This window comes from Flavobacterium sp. IB48 (assembly GCF_016405855.1).
Lineage (GTDB): Bacteria > Bacteroidota > Bacteroidia > Flavobacteriales > Flavobacteriaceae > Flavobacterium > Flavobacterium ginsengisoli.
Map to the genome: position 1 here is coordinate 981988 of NZ_JAEFCA010000001.1, position 18130 is coordinate 1000117.

The following is an 18130-nucleotide window of genomic DNA, read 5'->3' on the forward strand; positions in this document are numbered from 1 at the left end:
CATTATGAAAAACCGAATTCTTTATATTTTCCTCATCGGTTTTTTAAGTTTGATGATTTCCTGCGGTACTTCAAAATCAAAAAAACACACTCCAGATCTTACCGGTTTAAATGATACAAAACCTGCTGTCACCAAATTATCTGACAGTATTTTTATTTCTGGAAAAAACTCACTTTTAAAAAACAAACAAGGTCTTTGGGAATTATATGTAGAAGGCGATCCGCTCGAAATCGGACTTTCGACTGGTGCTCTGACAGATTCACTTTTACACAAACAGCAACGCATTTTTTTCTCCAAAATAACCGATTTAATTCCGTCAAAATTCCAGCAGAAAATGCTTCGTCAGTTTTTAAAATGGTACAATCGAAAATTGTATCTGAATGTTCCTGACGAATATCAAACGGAGATTTACGGTGTTTCTCAATATACTTCGAACGACTTTGATAATATCGCACCGCAATATCAGCGCGGTTTGTACTTACATGCCGCACATGATATTGGACACGCTTTACAGGATTTGGCTTTAGTTGGCTGTTCTTCTTTTGCGGCTTGGGACGAAAAATCTGAAGATGGAAATTTAATTCTGGCTCGAAATTTTGATTTTTATGTGAATGACGCTTTCGCGGAAAATAAAATCGCAGCCTTTATCAAACCAAAAGAAGGATATCCGTTTATGATGGTAACTTGGCCAGGAATGATTGGCGCTGTTTCTGGAATGAATTACGAAGGATTGACTGTAACGATAAATGCTTCGAAATCTAAAATTCCGCTTAGCGCGAAAACACCGATTTCTATCTTGACTCGCGAAATTTTACAGCATGCCAAAAATCTAGATGAAGCTATTGTTATTGCAAAAAAAAGAAAAGTCTTTGTTTCTGAATCAATTATGGTTGGAAGCGCCAATGATAACAAAGCCATTTTAATTGAAGTTTCTCCGGATAAAATGGACGTTTATGATGTTCCAAACAGCGATCAGTTAATTTGTTCCAATCATTTTCAGGGAGAAGCTTTCAAAGAAGATAAACGAAATCTCGAACAAATTGCCAACAGCCATTCTGAATATCGTTACGAAAGAATGCAGGAATTGCTGTCTGAAAACCCAAAAGTAAATCCTGAGATTGCATCAGAAATTCTTAGAAATAAAGACGGTTTAAAAAACATTTCTTTAGGATATGGAAACGAAAAAGCACTCAATCAATTGTTGGCACATCACGGAATTATCTTTAAACCAAAAGAAAAATTAGTTTGGGTTTCGGCAAATCCGTTTCAATTGGGCGAATTTGTTTGTTATGATTTGACTTCAATTTTTAGCGAAAATAGAAATGAAACAAAATCGTTTCAGAAAGAAAATCTGAATATAGCAAAAGATCCTTTCTTGGAAACAGTTGCTTTTCAGAATTTTAAAAAGTTCAAAATTGAAGATCATAAAATAGATTCTATTTTAGAAAAAAAAGAAACTGTATCTCTAGAGTTTCTTCAGAATTATCAAGCGTTAAACCCTAATTATTGGGTTGTATATTATAAGACAGGATTGTACTTTTACCAAAAAAAGGAATTTCTACAAGCAAAGCTGAATTTTGAAAAAGCTTTGAGTCACGAGATCACTACAGTTCCTGATAAAGAAAAAATTGAAAAATATTTAAAAAAAGTCAAAAGAAAATTACAATGATTCCAGCAATAGAAAAAGATTCTTTAGAAGAAATTAAAATTTTTCAAGAAAAAAAATTAGCCGAACTTTTAGCTTACATCAGCGAAAATTCCCCTTTTTACAAAAGACTTTTTGCAGGACAAAATATTGATATTTCCAAAGTTAAAACACTGGAAGATTTACAGCATTTACCTGTTACTACTAAAGAGGATTTACAACAATATAATGATGATTTTTTGTGCGTTCCGCAGCATAAAATTATAGATTACGCTTCGACCTCAGGAACTTTAGGAGATCCCGTTACTTTTGGTTTAACCGATTCTGACTTAGATCGTTTGGCTTATAATGAAGCAATTTCATTTGCCTGCGCCGGAATTGCAGAAGGAGATGTTGTTCAATTGATGACGACAATTGACCGAAAATTTATGGCTGGTTTGGCTTATTTTTTAGGTCTTAGAAAATTGAAAGTGGGCGTAATTCGAGTTGGTGCAGGAATTCCAGAAATGCAGTGGGATTCTATTTTAAAATACAATCCGAGTTATTTGATTACGGTTCCTTCTTTCCTTTTGAAATTAATTGAATATGCTGAAATACACGGAATTGACTATAATAATTCGAGTATAAAAGGCGCCATCTGTATTGGTGAATCTTTGAGAGAACAGGATTTTTCAATGAATATTTTATCCAAAAAAATCACTGATAAATGGAATATTAAGTTGTTTTCGACTTATGCTTCTACCGAAATGAGCACTGCTTTTACAGAATGTGAACACGGAAAAGGCGGACACCATCATCCAGAATTGATCATTGTAGAAGTTTTAGACGAAAATAATCAGCCTGTAAAGAATGGAGAAACAGGCGAATTGACTTTTACTACTTTAGGAATTGAAGCTATGCCTTTATTACGTTTTAAAACGGGCGACATGGTTCAGTTTCATGATGAGCCTTGTGCTTGCGGAAGAAATACTTTACGTGTTGGTCCAGTTGTTGGACGCAAAAAACAAATGATTAAATATAAAGGAACAACGCTTTATCCGCCAGCGATGAACGATGTTTTGAGCAGTTTTGATAATATCGAAAATCACCTTATCGAAATCTCTACAAACGATTTAGGAACAGATGAAATCTTGATTAAAATTGCTGTGAAAAACCAAACTCCAGAATTTTTGCAAGAAATAAAAGATCACTTTAGAGCAAAATTGAGAGTGACTCCAAAAATAGAATTTGCTTCAAAAGAAGTTTTGAATCCGTTGGTTTTTAACCCGATGAGCCGAAAACCAATTCGATTTTTTGATTATAGAACTTCGTTCTAAGTTGCTAAGATACTGAGAATCTAAGACTCTAAGTTTTTCTTTTTAAAAAATTAAACAAGAATAAAAAACTCAGAACCTTAGCATCTTAGAAGCTTAGAATCTTTTTAATTGAACTAAATGTTGTAATTTTGCAAAAAATTACGAAGATGGTCAAGATTGGCAACATAGAATTACCCGAATTTCCTTTATTATTAGCTCCGATGGAAGATGTTAGTGATCCACCGTTTCGCAGATTATGCAAAACGCATGGAGCTGACATGATGTATTCTGAATTTATTTCGTCGGAAGGATTAATTCGTGACGCTATAAAAAGCCGCATGAAGCTGGATATTTTTGATTACGAACGTCCTGTTGGAATTCAGATTTTTGGTGGTGATGAAGAAGCAATGGAAATGTCTTCTAAAATTGTTTCCACTGTAAAACCAGATTTAGTAGATATCAATTTTGGATGTCCAGTAAAAAAAGTGGTTTGTCGTGGTGCTGGAGCAGGAGTTTTAAAAGATGTTGATTTGATGGTTCGTTTAACGAAAGCGGTTATCAAAGGAACAGATTTGCCTGTTACAGTAAAAACGCGTTTAGGTTGGGATGATAGCTCAATTAATATTGATGAAGTAGCAGAAAGACTTCAGGATATTGGTGTTCAAGCTTTAACTATTCACGCCAGAACTCGCGCACAAATGTACAAAGGCCATTCTGACTGGTCGCATATTGCACGTGTAAAAAATAATCCAAGAATTACGATGCCTATTTTCGGAAACGGCGATATCGACAGTCCTGAAAAAGCATTAAAATATAAAAACGAATACGGAATTGACGGTATCATGATTGGCCGTGCTGCAATTGGTTATCCGTGGATTTTCAACGAAATCAAACACTATTTCAAGACAGGCGAACACTTACCTGCTCCAACGGTTATTGATCGTGTTGAAGCGGCTAGAAATCATTTAATGTGGTCTATGGAATGGAAAGGCGAGCGCTTAGGAATTGTTGAAATGCGACGTCATTATACCAATTATTTTAAAGGAATTCATTCGTTTAAAGAATTCAAACAAAAACTGGTTACAACTGATGCCCCTGAAGATTTATTCGCTATTATGAAAGAGATTGAAGAAGTTTATGCTGGATATGAGTTTGTTTAAAAATTTTATAACAAAAGTCCAATCTTTGTCGAGCTTCTTTGTGGAGATTTCTCCTTCGTCGAAATGACAAAAAATACGCAAAGATTAACTTTGGCAAAAAATATTGATACAAAAAAAGACCTTCAAAATTTGAAGGTCTTTTTTGTTTATTAAACTTGAACTCTTTTCCACTTTCCCCTTTTATAGAAAAATATTCCCGCTAAAGTGATTGCGGTTTCAGCAACAGGAATAGCAATAAAAACTCCTGTTGGTCCCATATTGAAATGCTTGGCTAAAACAAAAGCAAGCGGAATTTGAAATAGCCAAAATCCGAAAAAGTTAATTCCTGTTGGTGTCCAAGTATCTCCTGCTCCATTGAAAGTATTGATTAAAACCATTCCGATTCCGTAGAAAATAAATCCGATGCTCATAATCTGCAATGCTTCAATTGCAATAGTTTTTACTTGTTCGTCATTTGTGAAAAACGAAATAATATATTGTCCAAAAACCAAAGTAATAATCATAATCGTAGCCATGAAAATTACATTGTATCGTGCTGTTGTATAAACCGATTTTTCGGCGCGCTCAATTTGTTTTGCTCCTAAATTTTGTCCAACCAAAGTCGCAGCTGCATTACTCAATCCCCAAGCTGGAAGTATGAAAAACATCATAATTCTTAAAGCGGTTTGATAACCTGCAGAACCGTGATCGCCTCCAGTTGTCGCGACTAATTGTGCTAAGAAAATCCAACTGCAAGATGCTATTACAAATTGCAGAATTCCTGGTGCTGCAATTTTTACTAAAGCTCGTATCTGTTTAAAATCGGGTGCGAAATAAGGTATTTTGATTTTTAAAATTCCATTTCCAAAAAATAAATGATAAACCTGATACAAAACTCCAATACTTCTTCCGATAGTAGTTGCTAAAGCTGCGCCAACTAGTCCGAAAGCAGGAATTGGTCCGAAACCATTAATTAGAACTGGACATAAAATAATATTACAAATATTTGCAATCCAAAGGCTTTTCATTGCAATGGCGGCATTTCCAGCTCCGCGGAAAATTCCGTTAATTAGAAATAAAAGCATGATACACAAGCTAGAACCAATCATAATCTGAGTAAAACGGAAACCATGTTCGGCCGATTCTACAGAAGAACCCATTAAAATTAAAATATCTTTTGCGTATATAATTCCCAAAATGCTCATTATACTATTAATTGCAAATGCAATGATAATGGCTTGCATTCCCGCTTTAGCTGCAGCAACAGGATCTTTTTCGCCAATACGTCGTGCAACTACTGCAGTTGCGGCCATACTCATTCCGATAGCGAGCGAATAAATTACAGTTAGCACAGATTCGGTTAATCCAACGGTCTGGATAGCAAAACTGCTATGTTCTAAATGCCCCACGAAATATAAATCGACCAAAGCAAAAACTGATTCCATCATCATTTCCAAAACCATCGGAATGGCCAATAGAATTACGGCTTTTTTTATACTTCCAGAAGTATAATCAAAAGATTCGTCGCCTTTTAAGGCTTGTTTTAAAGTGGTAAAAATTTTGGAAATAAAACTTTCCTTTATAGATGTTTCTGTCATGATATTTTAGGATAAATGATAAAATTGGTTCAGATGTATAAATCTGAACTAAAAAAGTAAAAACGTAAGTATCCTAATTATTCTAAAAATAAAATAGGATTAGGCAGAAACAATCATATGCTGTAGTTTTTAAGGCGGTAAATATACTTAATATTTCTTAAGTAGTTATTAGTCAAGTAGTTTTTTACTCACTCGACTGCTTGCAATTAGTGAAGCAACAAAACCTAGAGAAATAATCGTTGTCATTACAATTAGAACATTTTCTACTGTAAAGACAACTGGGTAAGCCAAAGTTGGTGTAATCATAATAAGATCAAACTTCTGCTGCAATATTACGAGGATTATCCCTAAAGCAAGTCCAATTAAACCTCCAAAAACACTTAATAAGGTTCCTTGAAGCAAAAATATTTTGCGAAGCCCATTGATGTCTGTTCCTAAATTGAAAAGGGTTTTAAGATTTCCTTTCTTTTCTAAAATCATCATAATTAAGGCTCCAATCAAATTAAAAAGCGCCACAATGATAACTAATGTAAAAATAAGATAAACGGCAATGTTTTCGGTATTTAGCATTCTATACAAAGACTCATTCAGCTGTGCTCTATTTTTTAAAGTAACTTTATTTTTAAAAATAGAATTAAGCTGTTTTTTTATTGCGTCTTCATCTGCGTTTTCTTTTAATTTAAATTCAATTCCAGAAATCTGATTGGGTTTGTACATTAACAATTCCTGCACTAAACTTAAATCTGCGAATACATATTTTGAATCTAAGTCTTCACTGATAGAATAAATTCCAACAGGTAAAACATCTGTTTTTGTGAAAGCTTCTTCGGGGTTCTCGATTGCTCCTTTTCCTGGTTTTGGTGCAAAAATCTGAAGCGGATTTTCAAAATCAAGAATTCCCATTGAGAAATTTTGAGCTAATCCATAACCAATTACAACTTGAAAACTATCTGGTTTAAGCCATTGGCCATTAAAGAGTTTTTTCTTGATATCATTAACAACGGGGTAAATGCTGTCAACTCCTTTTAAGTAAGTAACTTGCTGTTTGTCTTTAAATAGAAACAAAACACGTTCTTCTATTATTTTAGTGTAAGAAGCAACACCATTGATTTTCTTAATCTGATTTTCCTGATCTGGTGCAAATAAAAAAGATTTTCCGTAGGTACTTGTTAATTTTAAATCCGGATCAATTTCGTTTGTAAACGAAAGACTAAAAACCTTTAATCCGCTAAAAACAGATAAAACCACAAACAAAGCCATTGTACCAACAATGATTCCCATGCTGGCAATGCGGTTGATAATATTTATAGCATTGTTTTTACTGCTGCTAAAAATATAACGTTTGGCTATGTATAAAGGGAAATTCAAATTACGACTTTCTTCTTTTTTCTAAAAGATCACGATTTTCAATTGGGTTTTCTTTTCCAGCAAGTGCATTGTCGATTTTCTCTATATAATCTAAAGAGTCATCAATAAAGAATACTAAATTCGGAACACGACGTAATTGCAAACGAACACGTTGCGACAAATCATGTTTGATTAAAGTTGTATTGGTTTTGATTGCTTCTAAAGTTTCTTTGGCTTTTTCTTGCGGAAAAATGCTTAGATAAACTGTTGCCACAGACAAATCTGTAGTTACACTCACTTTGGATACAGAAATTACCAAGTTTGTAATTCCGTTTTTTCTCACTTCACCTTGCAAAATGTCAACCAGATCTTTCTGAATAACACCGCCTATTTTTTTCTGTCTATTTGTTTCCATACTGCAAAAATACTACTTTTTAAATTCAATACTCACAATTTGCACTCAACTAAAAGAATGAATTTAGTATTGTTTTCGCATAAAACTAAATTTAAATAAAATTCCTTATTCTCTTTTATCATTTTCTTATAAAAAATCTAACTTGAGTTCATGTCTCAAAACTGATATATATCATTATTTTCCTCAGAAATAATTTACATATTTGATATAAATCTAACACTATCAAATTATGAAAAAGAGAGAACCACTAAGTCATATAATGACTAAAAGCGTTATTACAGTAAATCAAAATGACGATTTAAAAAAGGTTGTTGAAAAACTAAAGGCCAACTCAATTCGTCATATTCCGGTTGTAAACGGTAAAGAAGTTGTCGGAATCATTAGTCGTACGGATATTAATCGTTTAACTTTTGGAGCATTATTTGATGGACAAGATGGAGCTGATGAAGCTATTTTAGAAATGCTAACTATTTCGCAGGTTATGACTTCTAAACCCAAAACTGTTTCATCTGATACTATAATAAGAGATTTGGCCGAAATTTTTGTGAAAGAAGAATTTCATGCTCTTCCAGTTGTAGACAATGGAGAATTGAAAGGAATTGTTACTACAACAGATGTTTTGAAATATTTCTTAGAACAATACGATTAAAAATTCAATCTAATAAATTTTAGTAAAAGGCGACAGAAGTTATTTTTGTCGCCTTTTATTTTGCAATTTTTCATTTTTCTCCTAAAAACAAATTATCGGTTATTTTACATTTTAACAATGATATAAGCAAAAAAATACATCTATTTTTAAATATTAAATAATTTTATTATTGATAAAATATTAACTTTTTTTTGACAAAAACAAAACCAATACTTCATAAGTTAAAAACCACTAAATCAGTCATTCAAAAGAAAAAATAGCTTTAAAATTTTAAAACAAAAGTTATTTCATTCATAATTAACAGGATAGAGCAGGATACAAAGAGTTTCGGTTATAAATAAGTTTAAACAACTTTACTAACCGAAAACTTTTACTTATGAAAAACAAAATTAGACATTTGATAATTTTGGTCTTTTCCATTTTTGTGCACTTGACCAGTTTTGCACAAACCAAAATGGTTACAGGAATAATAACTGATTCAGGCGGAATTCCCATTCCCGGAGCGAATATTGTCGTAAAGGGATCGCAAACGAATACCACCTCTGACTTTGATGGAAAATATTCAATAAGCGCCAATACCGGAAGCGTCTTAATTTTTAGTTCTACTGGTTCTAAAACAATTGAAAAAACAGTCGAACAATCTTCTATCATCAACATTACTCTAACTGACGAAGTTTCTGAACTTAAGGAGGTCGTTGTTGTGGGTTACGGAACGATGAAAAAAAGCGATTTAACCGGTTCGATTGCACAAATTAAGGGTGATGTTCTAAATACCGTTACAAGTTCAAATCCGTTAGAGGCTGTTCAAGGAAGAGCAGCTGGTGTAGCAGTTCTTAACAATGATTCTTCTCCAGGTTCTTCTCCGAAAATAAGAATTCGCGGAAACGGATCTGTGAGTGCTGGTAATGATCCTTTAATTGTTGTTGATGGTTTTCCCTTGGTAAACAGCAATTTAAATGACATTAGTTCTAACGACATCGAATCTATGGAAATTCTTAAAGACGCTTCTTCGGCTGCTATTTACGGATCAAGAGGCGCAAATGGTGTTATCCTTATTACAACAAAAAGAGGAAAACAAGGACAAAACAATTTAGAAATTGTTGGTACACAAGGAATCTCCACTCCTACTCGACTGCCTAAAACTTTAAATAGAGATAGTTTTATCAGTTTTATAAACAACGCCTATACGTATTCTACAGGAAAGCCGGTTTATTCTGCTACAAATCCTGCTCCAAACATCAATACAGATTGGCAAGACGAAATAATTCAGAATATGGCGCTTATGCAAAACTATTCTTTGTCTTTTAGTGGTGGAAAAGAAAATACAACTTACCTTCTTTCTGGAAACATCTTTTCGCAAGATGGAATTGTAGAAGCTTCTGGTTTTAAAAAATTGACTGTCAGAACTAATTTAAATCATGAATACAAACCTTGGCTTACCGTTGGAACACATTTACAGGTTGGCCGCTCCCAGAGAGATATTCGAGATAATCCAACTGGAGATATCTTTCGATACGGATGGCCAACCATACCTGTAAAAAATCCAGATGGAAGCTGGTATTATGCTACAGAAGATCCTGCCGTAAGTTCTTATTTTGAAGGAACTTGGAATCCTGTTTCGGAGGCATCAGAAATGACAAACGAAATTTCTACAGATCGTATTCTTGGAGATGTGTATGCGCATTTTAAACTTGCAAAAAATTTAACCTTTAAAACCAATTATGGTGTCGATATTTCTAATGAAAAACAATATGAATACTACACTTCTAAATCTACAGCTGGAATTGGGTCTGGAAGCACAGGAACTGGTGGACAATATTATAGAAGACAAAGTTCTCAACTTACTGATAATATTTTAAGCTATTCTAACATCTGGAAAGATAAACACAGTCTTACTGCAACAGCAGTTTATTCATGGCAAGAATATGTTTATGAAGATTTGGGCGTTAAAGGATCTGGTTTTCAAAATGATGCCACAGGAGCAAATGATATTACGTACGCCGACAGAGGAAGTATAACCAATTCTTCTAACAAATATTCGAGCAAATTAATTTCCTGGACGGCAAGGACTTCATATGCTTATAATGAAAAATATCTTATAACATTAACAGGACGTTATGATGGATCATCTCGTTTTGGAACCAACAATAAATGGGGATTTTTCCCTTCTTTGGGATTGGGCTGGAATGTTGATAAAGAAAACTTTCTTAAAAACAGTAATGTCATTTCTGCTTTAAAACTTAGAGCGAGTTATGGTGTTACCGGTAATCAGGAAATTGGAAATTATCAATCTCTTTCTAAACTTGTTAAAGCAAATTATGTTTACGAAAATAATCCAATTTTAGGATTTGTAGAGACAATTGGAAATCCAGATCTAAAATGGGAGCGTAACATTCAATACAATGCCGGTATCGATTTAAGTTTATGGAAAAGATTTGATTTGAATTTAGATTTTTATCAGAGACAAACTTCAGATCTTTTATACAACGTTCCTATCCCTACAACTTCTGGTTATTCTAGTATGCTTCAGAATATTGGCGAAGTCAAAAACGTCGGTATTGAAGTCACTGCAAGAGTAAAAGTAATAGATTCTGATTTTAAATGGGAGATAGGCGGTAATATTTCTAAAAACAAAAATGAAATTGTAAGCCTTTATGGAGATGTAAGCCGCATAAATGTTGGAAGTTCTTCTGCGGGAATTGCTAAATATCTAATTGTAGGACAGCCTGTAAATAGTGTTTGGGCGAGAGAATCTGCTGGTATTATTAAAACTCAGGAACAATTAACAGCTTATCAGCAAATACGTCCTACTGCGCAACTTGGAGAAGAAATGTATGTGGACAAAAACAACGATAAAATCATCAACAATGATGATTATGTAAATATCGGAACAACTTCGCCCGATTTCTTTTACGGGATATCAACTAATCTAAGTTATAAAAACCTGACATTAGATATTTACGGGCAAGGTGCAACAGGTCTGGCTTCTGATGAGGATAATAACTATATGATTTATGGAGAAAATCAAATTCAGAACAGAAATTACATTCCTACTCAGTATGCTTATGACAGAATGTGGAGCCCAGAAAACCCTTCTGGAAATTTCCCTAGAGCTGGTGCAAAAGATGTATATCTATCAAATAGAACAAATGGTGACTGGAATTATTTTGTAGTTAAAAATATAAAACTAGCCTACAATTTATCTAAAGTAATCAAAAACGCTGATTGGGTAAAACAATTAAACGTGTATGTGAATGCGCAGAACTTTATCAATATTGCAAATCACAGAGGATATAATCCTGAAAGCGGAAACGTAACATCTCCATACGTAAAAACAATGCTTATTGGATTTACTGCTAAATTTTAATTCTAAAAATCAATACTCATGAAAATTCTAAAATATATCTTTTCAGGTTGTGCAATACTATTTTTTTCACAGTGCACTGATTTAGCAGAAGAACCGTATACTTTCCTGTCTCCAAGCAATTATTATAAAAATGCTGATGAATTGAATACTGCATTGGTTGGTGTTTATGATGGCTATCAAAATGGATTTAATGGTTATTACAAGTATATCATGTACTTGGAAGTCTTAACTGAATTTGGTTCTCCCGCGTACGCTAAAGATGATGCACAACTCTGGAATGTTTGGTCAGACATGAACAATGCTGATAAAATGGTAATTACAAATTGGGACGATGCCTACAACATTATCAATAGAGCAAATTTAGTTATTGGCAGAGGTGCAGATGTTGAAATGGACGAAACTCTAAAAAAGCGATATTTTGCAGAGGCTCGTTTTATAAGAGCCGCAACATACTACAATCTAGTACGCATGTACGGAGGTGTTCCGATTCCTGAAACTTTTACAGAAGGATTAAAAAACCTTGCAATTCCACGAAAAACAACAGAGGAAACTTATGCCTACATTATTTCCGATCTAGAATATGCTGAAGAAAATTTGCCTCTAAAATCTAATTATTCAAGCGATAATATTTGGAGAGCTTCAAAAGGAGCTGCGCAAGCTTTGCTTGGAGATTTATACCTCACCCGAGGCAGTATGACTGGAGACAGAACTTTTTTTCAAAAGTCTAAAGATTACACTGCAAAAGTTATTCAATCGGGTCAATATGATTTGCAGCCCGACTTTAAAGATCTATGGTTTTGGTGGAACATTAACAACAAAAACGGAATTGAATCTGTGTTTGAATTACAGTTTGGAGGTGTCGAAAATGAATACAACAACAACCACGTAATGTTTGGTGTAAACATAACCGAAACAACATTGGGTTGCTATATGTATCATCGATTTGGTCCTTCAATACAGCATTATCTTTCATATAGTGATAATGATGCTAGAAAAGAAGGCAGTTTTTTAACGAAGGTAAATGTTACTGAAAAAGGAAATCCAAGTCATATTTTACAAACCATAGAATTTGTCCCAGCCGACAAAGGTTTCTTTCCTGGGTCTAAAGGATGGAAAACAGCTTCGCCAGGAAATCTGAAATTTTATGACCGAACCGAAAGTTCGGCCACACTAAAAAAACCTCAAGCAAATTCTTATGCTATTCGTTATGCCGATGTATTGCTAGATTATGCTGAAGCAGAAAATGAAATTAACGGTCCTGCAGCAGCTTATGCATACGTAAATAGAGTGCGAAATAGAGCTAAGCTTCCAGATCTAACTCCAGGTTTAAGTAAAGAACAATTTGCTGATGCCATTTACAAAGAAAGAGGATGGGAATTTGTTGGAGAAGGGTTATTATTTTTTGACGAATTAAGAACCAATCGAATTGGAAAAAACGTTGCCGATCATGTTAAATATGGAAATGATAACGGAATTAATATGTACGTAAACAATCCTTTGCAATTTGTTCCTTCCAAAAATTTCTTATTCAAAATTCCACGATATGATTTAGATTCTAATCCTGCTCTAGTTCAAAATCCTGATAACGTAAGTAATTAAAAACAAAAAATCCTTTCTATCTTTAGCGATAGAAAGGATTTTTTTAGGTTTAAATCTAGAATAAGATTATCTGCTTTGCAGCCATCCTTCTGGATTATTATTTGATGTATTTTGTAGAATCAAGAATTTGATGATTGTTTTTCCTGTATCACCACTTGTTCTAACTTTTCCAATATTTTGTTTAATAGTCACTTTATCTCCCTGACTAACAGAAACTGAACTTAAATTTTGATATACCGTGAAAAAGTCTCCGTGCTGAATTACAACTGCTTTATTCACTGGCGATAAAACGATAACCTTAGAAACTTCTCCCGCAAATACTGCTCTCGCGTTTGCACCGTCTTCTGTTGTAATCTCAACTCCAGAATTATGAACTGTAATTGAAGGGTGCAGTGGGTGTGGCTGATCTCCATAGCCAAGAGAAATAAATCCTTTCTCTACAGGCCAAGGCAATCTTCCTCTGTTTGCTTTAAAATCTGCTGCCAGAACTTTATCTTCAGGAGTCATGACAATTTTAGAAGAAGAAACTGGTGCCGTTTTTGTTTCGGTCGAACCTGGATTTGCTTTTGCTCTTTCTGCAGCTGCTTTTCTGTTTGCTTCCGCAATAGCTTCACGAATTAAACGGTCAATTTGTTTATCAATACGCTTAGATTCATTTTGTTTTGATCGAATATCAGCAGCAATTTTATTTTTATCTTTTTTAAGGGCATTAACTAATTTTTGCTGTTCTTTTTTCTCTACTTCAAGCGTAATTTTTTCTTTTTGATTCTCGGCTATAATCTTCTTTTTTACCTGTCTTTGTCCATCAAGTTTTGCGTTAAAATCAACTAACTGAGCTGTTTTTGACTGAATTTCAAGACCTTGATTTTTTCTAAAAGTAGTATATTGTTTTAAATATTGTGCCCTTTTGTAAGCTTGCAAGAAACTTTCAGATGATAAAATAAACATCGCACGGCTTTGTTCAGATCGGCTTTTGTATGATTTTAAAATCATTTCTGCATAATCCTCCTTTAGAACTTTTAGTTCTTTTTTAAGTTTATTTACCTGAACCTGATTAATATACATGTCATTACTAATCAGTTTTTCTTGTTTTGCCGTAGTATTGATTAATTTCTCTTTTAGCTTAATTTTATTCGCCTGAATTAAATATTCATTTACAGCAGATTTCTCTTGTTTTCGAACAGACTGAAGCATCTTTTCGTTATCTCTGATTTCCTGCTGAATTTGAGCTTTACGCTGCTCCAGTTTTTCTTGCTGAGAATCTTGCGCCCATACAAATGTAGTGGCACAAACTAAAACTAGACTTAGGAGAAATTTTGGCATGTTTATCTTTTTATTTTTGCAAATTTACTTAATTGTAACTTTTTTATAACCGCTTGGTACACTATACGGAAAAGAAAGTTCTTCATTAAATGAAATATTGTTGTAATTCAAGTTAATGCTTGTCTTGCCTTTTGGCTGAACTGCATTGATTTCTATACTTGTAGGCAATGTTCCCTGATCAAAATTTTTAGCTTCTGAATAGGCAATTTGCAATGTTCTGTTTTCTGATGGCTGAGAAATCTCTTCTTTCTGAATTAAATATTTTTCCCCATCTAAGAAAAAGGTTTTCTTTATGTTGGCATCTTTATCTTCATCTAATCTGAATAGATTTTCTACAATAGTTTGCGTATATTTTCCTTTTCTTAAATCATCAAAAGCTTCTCCAATCAATAGATTTTGAACTTTGGTATAATCTAAATCTGTTCCAAGCCATTTGCTCAAACTTGTAAAATCTCCTTCATAATAAGTACTATTAATTTTTTCATAATAACTTACTGCCGAAGGTGTTATCAAAGCTTTTGCCATTGTAATTCCTAAGAAACGAACGCTTATTAGAATCTGTTTGTCTTTTTCAATTCTGATTTCTGCCGTAACATTTTGGCTTTGTTTTTCATCAGCATATCTTGCGCTCGCTTTTATGTACAAAGTCGAAAAATCTAACTTGTTGTCGTAATGTTTTTCGATTACTTTTTTGTCTTCTTTTGGTGCAATTGTCTGGCTTGTATTTCCTTGCACTGCTACTGCTTTTGTTTTACAAGAAATTACAGCAATAGATAATGCTAGTATTGATATATATTTTTTCATTTGAATTCTCTTTTATTTTTTCTTCTTTAATACTTCATTTGCTTTCAAAAAGTATTCCTCTTTTTTCTTTGCATCTCCCAATCCATTGTATGCCTCTCCTAACTGAATATTAAAATTTGATTCTAATTTTACGTCATCAACCACATAATCAAGACCCATTTCTAAGACGGTTTTTGCATTTTTAAACTGTTTCAACTGATTGCTTCCTAAACCTGCATAGTAATAAAACTGTGGTTGACTTGGATAAACTTCGATCAGCATCATAGCTCTTTTGGTCATTGGTTCATACTGCTTAACTTGAGAATATGCCTCCAATAATAACATATTGGTCTCAAGGTCAGTATCTGAATGACTCTTTAAATCTTTTTCATAATATTTAATGGCATTTTCAAATTGTCCTTTACTATGATAAAACTTTCCAATTTCTTTGGCAACATCAACATCTTTATCGTTGTCAAAATAAGAAATGGCTTTTTCTAAATCGGCAGAATACTGTGGATTTTTATTTACATAAATCAAAAATTCATTCAAAGTTCTGTGTTTAATTTTTGAATCGATTTTTGAGCTTGCTAAAATCATATTCATCGATTTTATAGCTTTATCTGCTTGATTGGCATCCAAATATCCTTTAAACGAACTCACTTGACCCCATTCAGAATTAGGAAGTTCTTTTGCCAATTGTTTTGCTACTTCTAGCGATTTTTCATTTTCATTATTTTTCGAATACAAAAAAATCAGATTTACATAATTTGATTCTTCTTTCGGATTTTTTTTAATCTGTTCCAAAAGATTGTCAATTTCAGCATTTTGGTATTTTCCTTGAGATAAAATCTGTGTTTTATAAATTTCACGTTCAGCAGATTTTCCGAACTTATCATTCATTTCATTTATCGCGGTCAATGCCTTGTCATACTGATTGGTAATCATATATAACGAAATCAAATCATCTTTATATTCTTCGTCAAAAACAATAATTTTTTGAATAATTTCAATTGCCAAAGGATAATTTTTTGTCTCGTAACTTACATCATAAATTCCAAGCCAAAACCATTTGTTTTTAGGATCAAGCTGTGTTGCTTTTTCAAAAGCATCTTGTGCATTCTGATATTGTTTAAGCGACAAATAGTTTTTTCCTAATTCAAAATAAGCAACTGCATCATTGGGTTTAAGTTTTATACATTTTTCCAATGATACAATGGCTTTATCATAATTTTCAATTCCTTTTTGTTTTAATGATTCATAAAATGAGTCCTGATATTCGTCTGTTGCCATAGCAATATCTTCGGGTTCTGTCTGTGCAAAAACCGAAAATGATGTGCTCAACAAAGCAAAAAATAAAACCGTAAAAACTCTTTTTTTGATCATTTGTAAAAACTACATTTTAAACAAAACGAAACCTTGCTAATTTATTTTATTCTAAAACAGCATAATCTCCAATACTAATACTTGTAAATTTACCATCGTAACTCACATGGTTTCCGATCATTGCATTATCAAGATTAGCATTTTTAATTTGAGAATATGTTTGTATCAAACTGTCTTTAATTGTGCTGTCTGTTACGTGACATCCTTTTCCAAGAGAAACATTTGGACCAATTGTAGTATTCTTCAAAACTACATTTTCGCCAATATAACATGGAGGGATAATCGTTGAATTTTCTAATGTAACACCGTAATCAACCAAATGCTCGCCATCATTATGAAGAAAACCTAACATTCTTGTATTAGTTTCAACTGTAACATCTTTGTTACCGCAATCCATCCATTCGTCAACACTTCCTGTTTTGAAAACTTTTCCGTTTGCCATCATCGCTTTGATACCATCATTAATCTGGTATTCTCCACCATTCTGAATATTATTGTCCAAAACATTTTGAAGTTCGTTTCTTAAAATTCCAACTTCTTTAAAATAATAAATTCCTATAACAGCTAAATCGCTAACAAACTCTTTTGGTTTTTCAACCAATTCTATAATTTCATTATTTTGGTTTAGTTTTACAACACCAAAAGCTTCGGGCTGTTCTACTTGTTTTACCCAGATTACTGCATCTGCTTCTGGATCTAATTCGAAATCTGCTCTAATTAAAGTGTCTGCATAAGCAATTACCGCTGGTCCAGAAAGAGATTCTTTAGCACACATAATAGCATGTCCGGTTCCTAGAGGCTGATCTTGGCGATAGATTGAAGCTTTAGCTCCTAATCCTTTAGCTAAATCTTCTAAACTTGTTACAACATCTTCTCCAAAAAAAGCTTCATCTCCTAAGATAAAAGCAACTTCTTCAATTGGTTCTTTTAATATTTTGGCAATATCTTCAACTAAACGGTGTACGATAGATTTTCCTGCTACTGGGATTAACGGTTTTGGAACTGTTAAAGTATGAGGCCTCAATCTTGATCCGCGGCCTGCCATTGGCACAATTATCTTCATTTTTTATTTGATTTTATGGGAAGATTAAAAAAAATCTTCATTGGGTTTGGTCTTTCTTTTTTATTATTTCACTCCAGTGCTTCCAAAGCCTCCTTCACCTCTTGATGTTTCAGTAAGTGTTTCAACTTCAATCCATTCAGCTCTTTCGTGTTTTGCAATAATCAACTGCGCAATTCGTTCTCCGTTTTCTATTACAAAATCGTCATTAGATAAATTTACTAAAATTACTCCTATTTCTCCTCTGTAATCTGCATCAATAGTTCCTGGCGAATTTAAAACGGTTACCCCTTTTTTTGCTGCCAGACCGCTTCTAGGCCTTACCTGCGCTTCGTAACCAATTGGCAATTCTATAAAAAGTCCTGTTTTTACAATAGTTCTTTCTAAAGGTTTTAACGTAATTGGTTCTATAATATTGGCACGCAAATCCATTCCTGCAGATGCAATTGTTTCGTAATTTGGTAAATCGTGCTGCGATTTATTGATAATTTGAATTTTCATTTTTGAATATAATTTTCTTAAAA

Annotated in this window: 14 protein-coding genes; 6 read left to right on the forward strand and 8 right to left on the reverse strand. The window is 33.3% G+C overall.

The annotated features are described in order from the left end of the window. Positions 1–4: 4 nt before the first annotated feature. The 3 genes from JC605_RS04260 to dusB all read left to right on the forward strand — a co-directional run bounded on the left by JC605_RS04260 (position 5) and on the right by dusB (position 4100). Positions 5–1669: a C45 family peptidase gene (locus JC605_RS04260; RefSeq protein WP_198855016.1), complete on the forward strand. Its 1665-nt coding sequence runs from the start codon at positions 5–7 to the stop codon at positions 1667–1669. Further along, the gene (locus JC605_RS04265; RefSeq protein WP_198855017.1) at positions 1666–2961 is read left to right on the forward strand and encodes a phenylacetate--CoA ligase family protein; all 1296 of its coding nucleotides are present in this window, start codon (positions 1666–1668) and stop codon (positions 2959–2961) included. The genes JC605_RS04260 and JC605_RS04265 overlap by 4 nt, the downstream gene beginning before the upstream one ends. Before the next feature lie 146 nt (positions 2962–3107). Next, positions 3108–4100: a tRNA dihydrouridine synthase DusB gene (gene dusB / locus JC605_RS04270; protein ID WP_177211474.1), complete on the forward strand. Its 993-nt coding sequence runs from the start codon at positions 3108–3110 to the stop codon at positions 4098–4100. A 149-nt stretch (positions 4101–4249) separates the two neighbouring features. Here the strand turns inward: dusB and JC605_RS04275 are convergent, their stop codons facing one another. The 3 genes from JC605_RS04275 to rbfA form a co-directional block, all read right to left on the reverse strand. After that, positions 4250–5677, reverse strand: a complete 1428-nt coding sequence (locus JC605_RS04275; RefSeq protein WP_198855018.1) for an MATE family efflux transporter — start codon at positions 5675–5677, stop codon at positions 4250–4252. A 168-nt stretch (positions 5678–5845) separates the two neighbouring features. Further along, positions 5846–7045, reverse strand: a complete 1200-nt coding sequence (locus JC605_RS04280) for an FtsX-like permease family protein (RefSeq protein WP_198855019.1) — start codon at positions 7043–7045, stop codon at positions 5846–5848. 1 nt (position 7046) lies between these two features. Next, positions 7047–7439 carry a 30S ribosome-binding factor RbfA gene (gene rbfA / locus JC605_RS04285; protein ID WP_095930618.1) on the reverse strand — a complete coding sequence of 131 codons (393 nt, stop codon included), beginning with the start codon at positions 7437–7439 and terminating at the stop codon, positions 7047–7049. Between the two features lie 229 nt (positions 7440–7668). Here rbfA and JC605_RS04290 point away from each other — a divergent pair, with 229 nt between their 5' ends. The 3 genes from JC605_RS04290 to JC605_RS04300 all read left to right on the forward strand — a co-directional run bounded on the left by JC605_RS04290 (position 7669) and on the right by JC605_RS04300 (position 13054). Continuing rightward, complete coding sequence (locus tag JC605_RS04290; RefSeq protein ID WP_198855020.1) at positions 7669–8088, forward strand: CBS domain-containing protein; 420 nt, start codon at positions 7669–7671, stop codon at positions 8086–8088. A 376-nt stretch (positions 8089–8464) separates the two neighbouring features. After that, positions 8465–11455 carry a TonB-dependent receptor gene (locus JC605_RS04295; protein ID WP_198855021.1) on the forward strand — a complete coding sequence of 997 codons (2991 nt, stop codon included), beginning with the start codon at positions 8465–8467 and terminating at the stop codon, positions 11453–11455. 18 nt (positions 11456–11473) lie between these two features. Beyond that, positions 11474–13054 carry a RagB/SusD family nutrient uptake outer membrane protein gene (locus JC605_RS04300; RefSeq protein WP_198855022.1) on the forward strand — a complete coding sequence of 527 codons (1581 nt, stop codon included), beginning with the start codon at positions 11474–11476 and terminating at the stop codon, positions 13052–13054. A 66-nt stretch (positions 13055–13120) separates the two neighbouring features. Here JC605_RS04300 and JC605_RS04305 read toward each other — a convergent pair whose 3' ends face one another. The 5 genes from JC605_RS04305 to dut form a co-directional block, all read right to left on the reverse strand. Beyond that, on the reverse strand, positions 13121–14377 hold the full coding sequence (locus JC605_RS04305; protein ID WP_198855023.1) for a murein hydrolase activator EnvC: 1257 nt from the start codon (positions 14375–14377) through the stop codon (positions 13121–13123). A gap of 24 nt (positions 14378–14401) precedes the next feature. Continuing rightward, a complete protein-coding gene (locus JC605_RS04310) occupies positions 14402–15181 on the reverse strand; it encodes a DUF4292 domain-containing protein (protein WP_198855024.1) in 780 nt (259 codons plus the stop codon). A gap of 12 nt (positions 15182–15193) precedes the next feature. After that, complete coding sequence (locus JC605_RS04315) at positions 15194–16546, reverse strand: lipopolysaccharide assembly protein LapB (protein ID WP_198855025.1); 1353 nt, start codon at positions 16544–16546, stop codon at positions 15194–15196. Between the two features lie 46 nt (positions 16547–16592). Continuing rightward, a complete protein-coding gene (locus JC605_RS04320) occupies positions 16593–17609 on the reverse strand; it encodes a sugar phosphate nucleotidyltransferase (protein ID WP_198855026.1) in 1017 nt (338 codons plus the stop codon). A gap of 63 nt (positions 17610–17672) precedes the next feature. Then, positions 17673–18107 carry a dUTP diphosphatase gene (gene dut / locus JC605_RS04325; RefSeq protein ID WP_198855027.1) on the reverse strand — a complete coding sequence of 145 codons (435 nt, stop codon included), beginning with the start codon at positions 18105–18107 and terminating at the stop codon, positions 17673–17675. Between the last annotated feature and the right edge of the window lie 23 nt (positions 18108–18130).

What these genes read in the sequence shown, in the direction of transcription:
- JC605_RS04295 (WP_198855021.1), top strand. Translation starts at nt 8,465, where the DNA reads ATGAAAAACAAAATTAGACATTTGATAATTTTGGTCTTTTCCATTTTT.
- JC605_RS04290 (WP_198855020.1), top strand. Translation starts at nt 7,669, where the DNA reads ATGAAAAAGAGAGAACCACTAAGTCATATAATGACTAAAAGCGTTATT.
- JC605_RS04315 (WP_198855025.1), bottom strand. Translation starts at nt 16,546, where the DNA reads ATGATCAAAAAAAGAGTTTTTACGGTTTTATTTTTTGCTTTGTTGAGC.
- dusB (WP_177211474.1), top strand. Translation starts at nt 3,108, where the DNA reads ATGGTCAAGATTGGCAACATAGAATTACCCGAATTTCCTTTATTATTA.
- JC605_RS04275 (WP_198855018.1), bottom strand. Translation starts at nt 5,677, where the DNA reads ATGACAGAAACATCTATAAAGGAAAGTTTTATTTCCAAAATTTTTACC.
- rbfA (WP_095930618.1), bottom strand. Translation starts at nt 7,439, where the DNA reads ATGGAAACAAATAGACAGAAAAAAATAGGCGGTGTTATTCAGAAAGAT.
- JC605_RS04265 (WP_198855017.1), top strand. Translation starts at nt 1,666, where the DNA reads ATGATTCCAGCAATAGAAAAAGATTCTTTAGAAGAAATTAAAATTTTT.
- JC605_RS04320 (WP_198855026.1), bottom strand. Translation starts at nt 17,609, where the DNA reads ATGAAGATAATTGTGCCAATGGCAGGCCGCGGATCAAGATTGAGGCCT.
- dut (WP_198855027.1), bottom strand. Translation starts at nt 18,107, where the DNA reads ATGAAAATTCAAATTATCAATAAATCGCAGCACGATTTACCAAATTAC.
- JC605_RS04300 (WP_198855022.1), top strand. Translation starts at nt 11,474, where the DNA reads ATGAAAATTCTAAAATATATCTTTTCAGGTTGTGCAATACTATTTTTT.
- JC605_RS04310 (WP_198855024.1), bottom strand. Translation starts at nt 15,181, where the DNA reads ATGAAAAAATATATATCAATACTAGCATTATCTATTGCTGTAATTTCT.
- JC605_RS04305 (WP_198855023.1), bottom strand. Translation starts at nt 14,377, where the DNA reads ATGCCAAAATTTCTCCTAAGTCTAGTTTTAGTTTGTGCCACTACATTT.
- JC605_RS04260 (WP_198855016.1), top strand. Translation starts at nt 5, where the DNA reads ATGAAAAACCGAATTCTTTATATTTTCCTCATCGGTTTTTTAAGTTTG.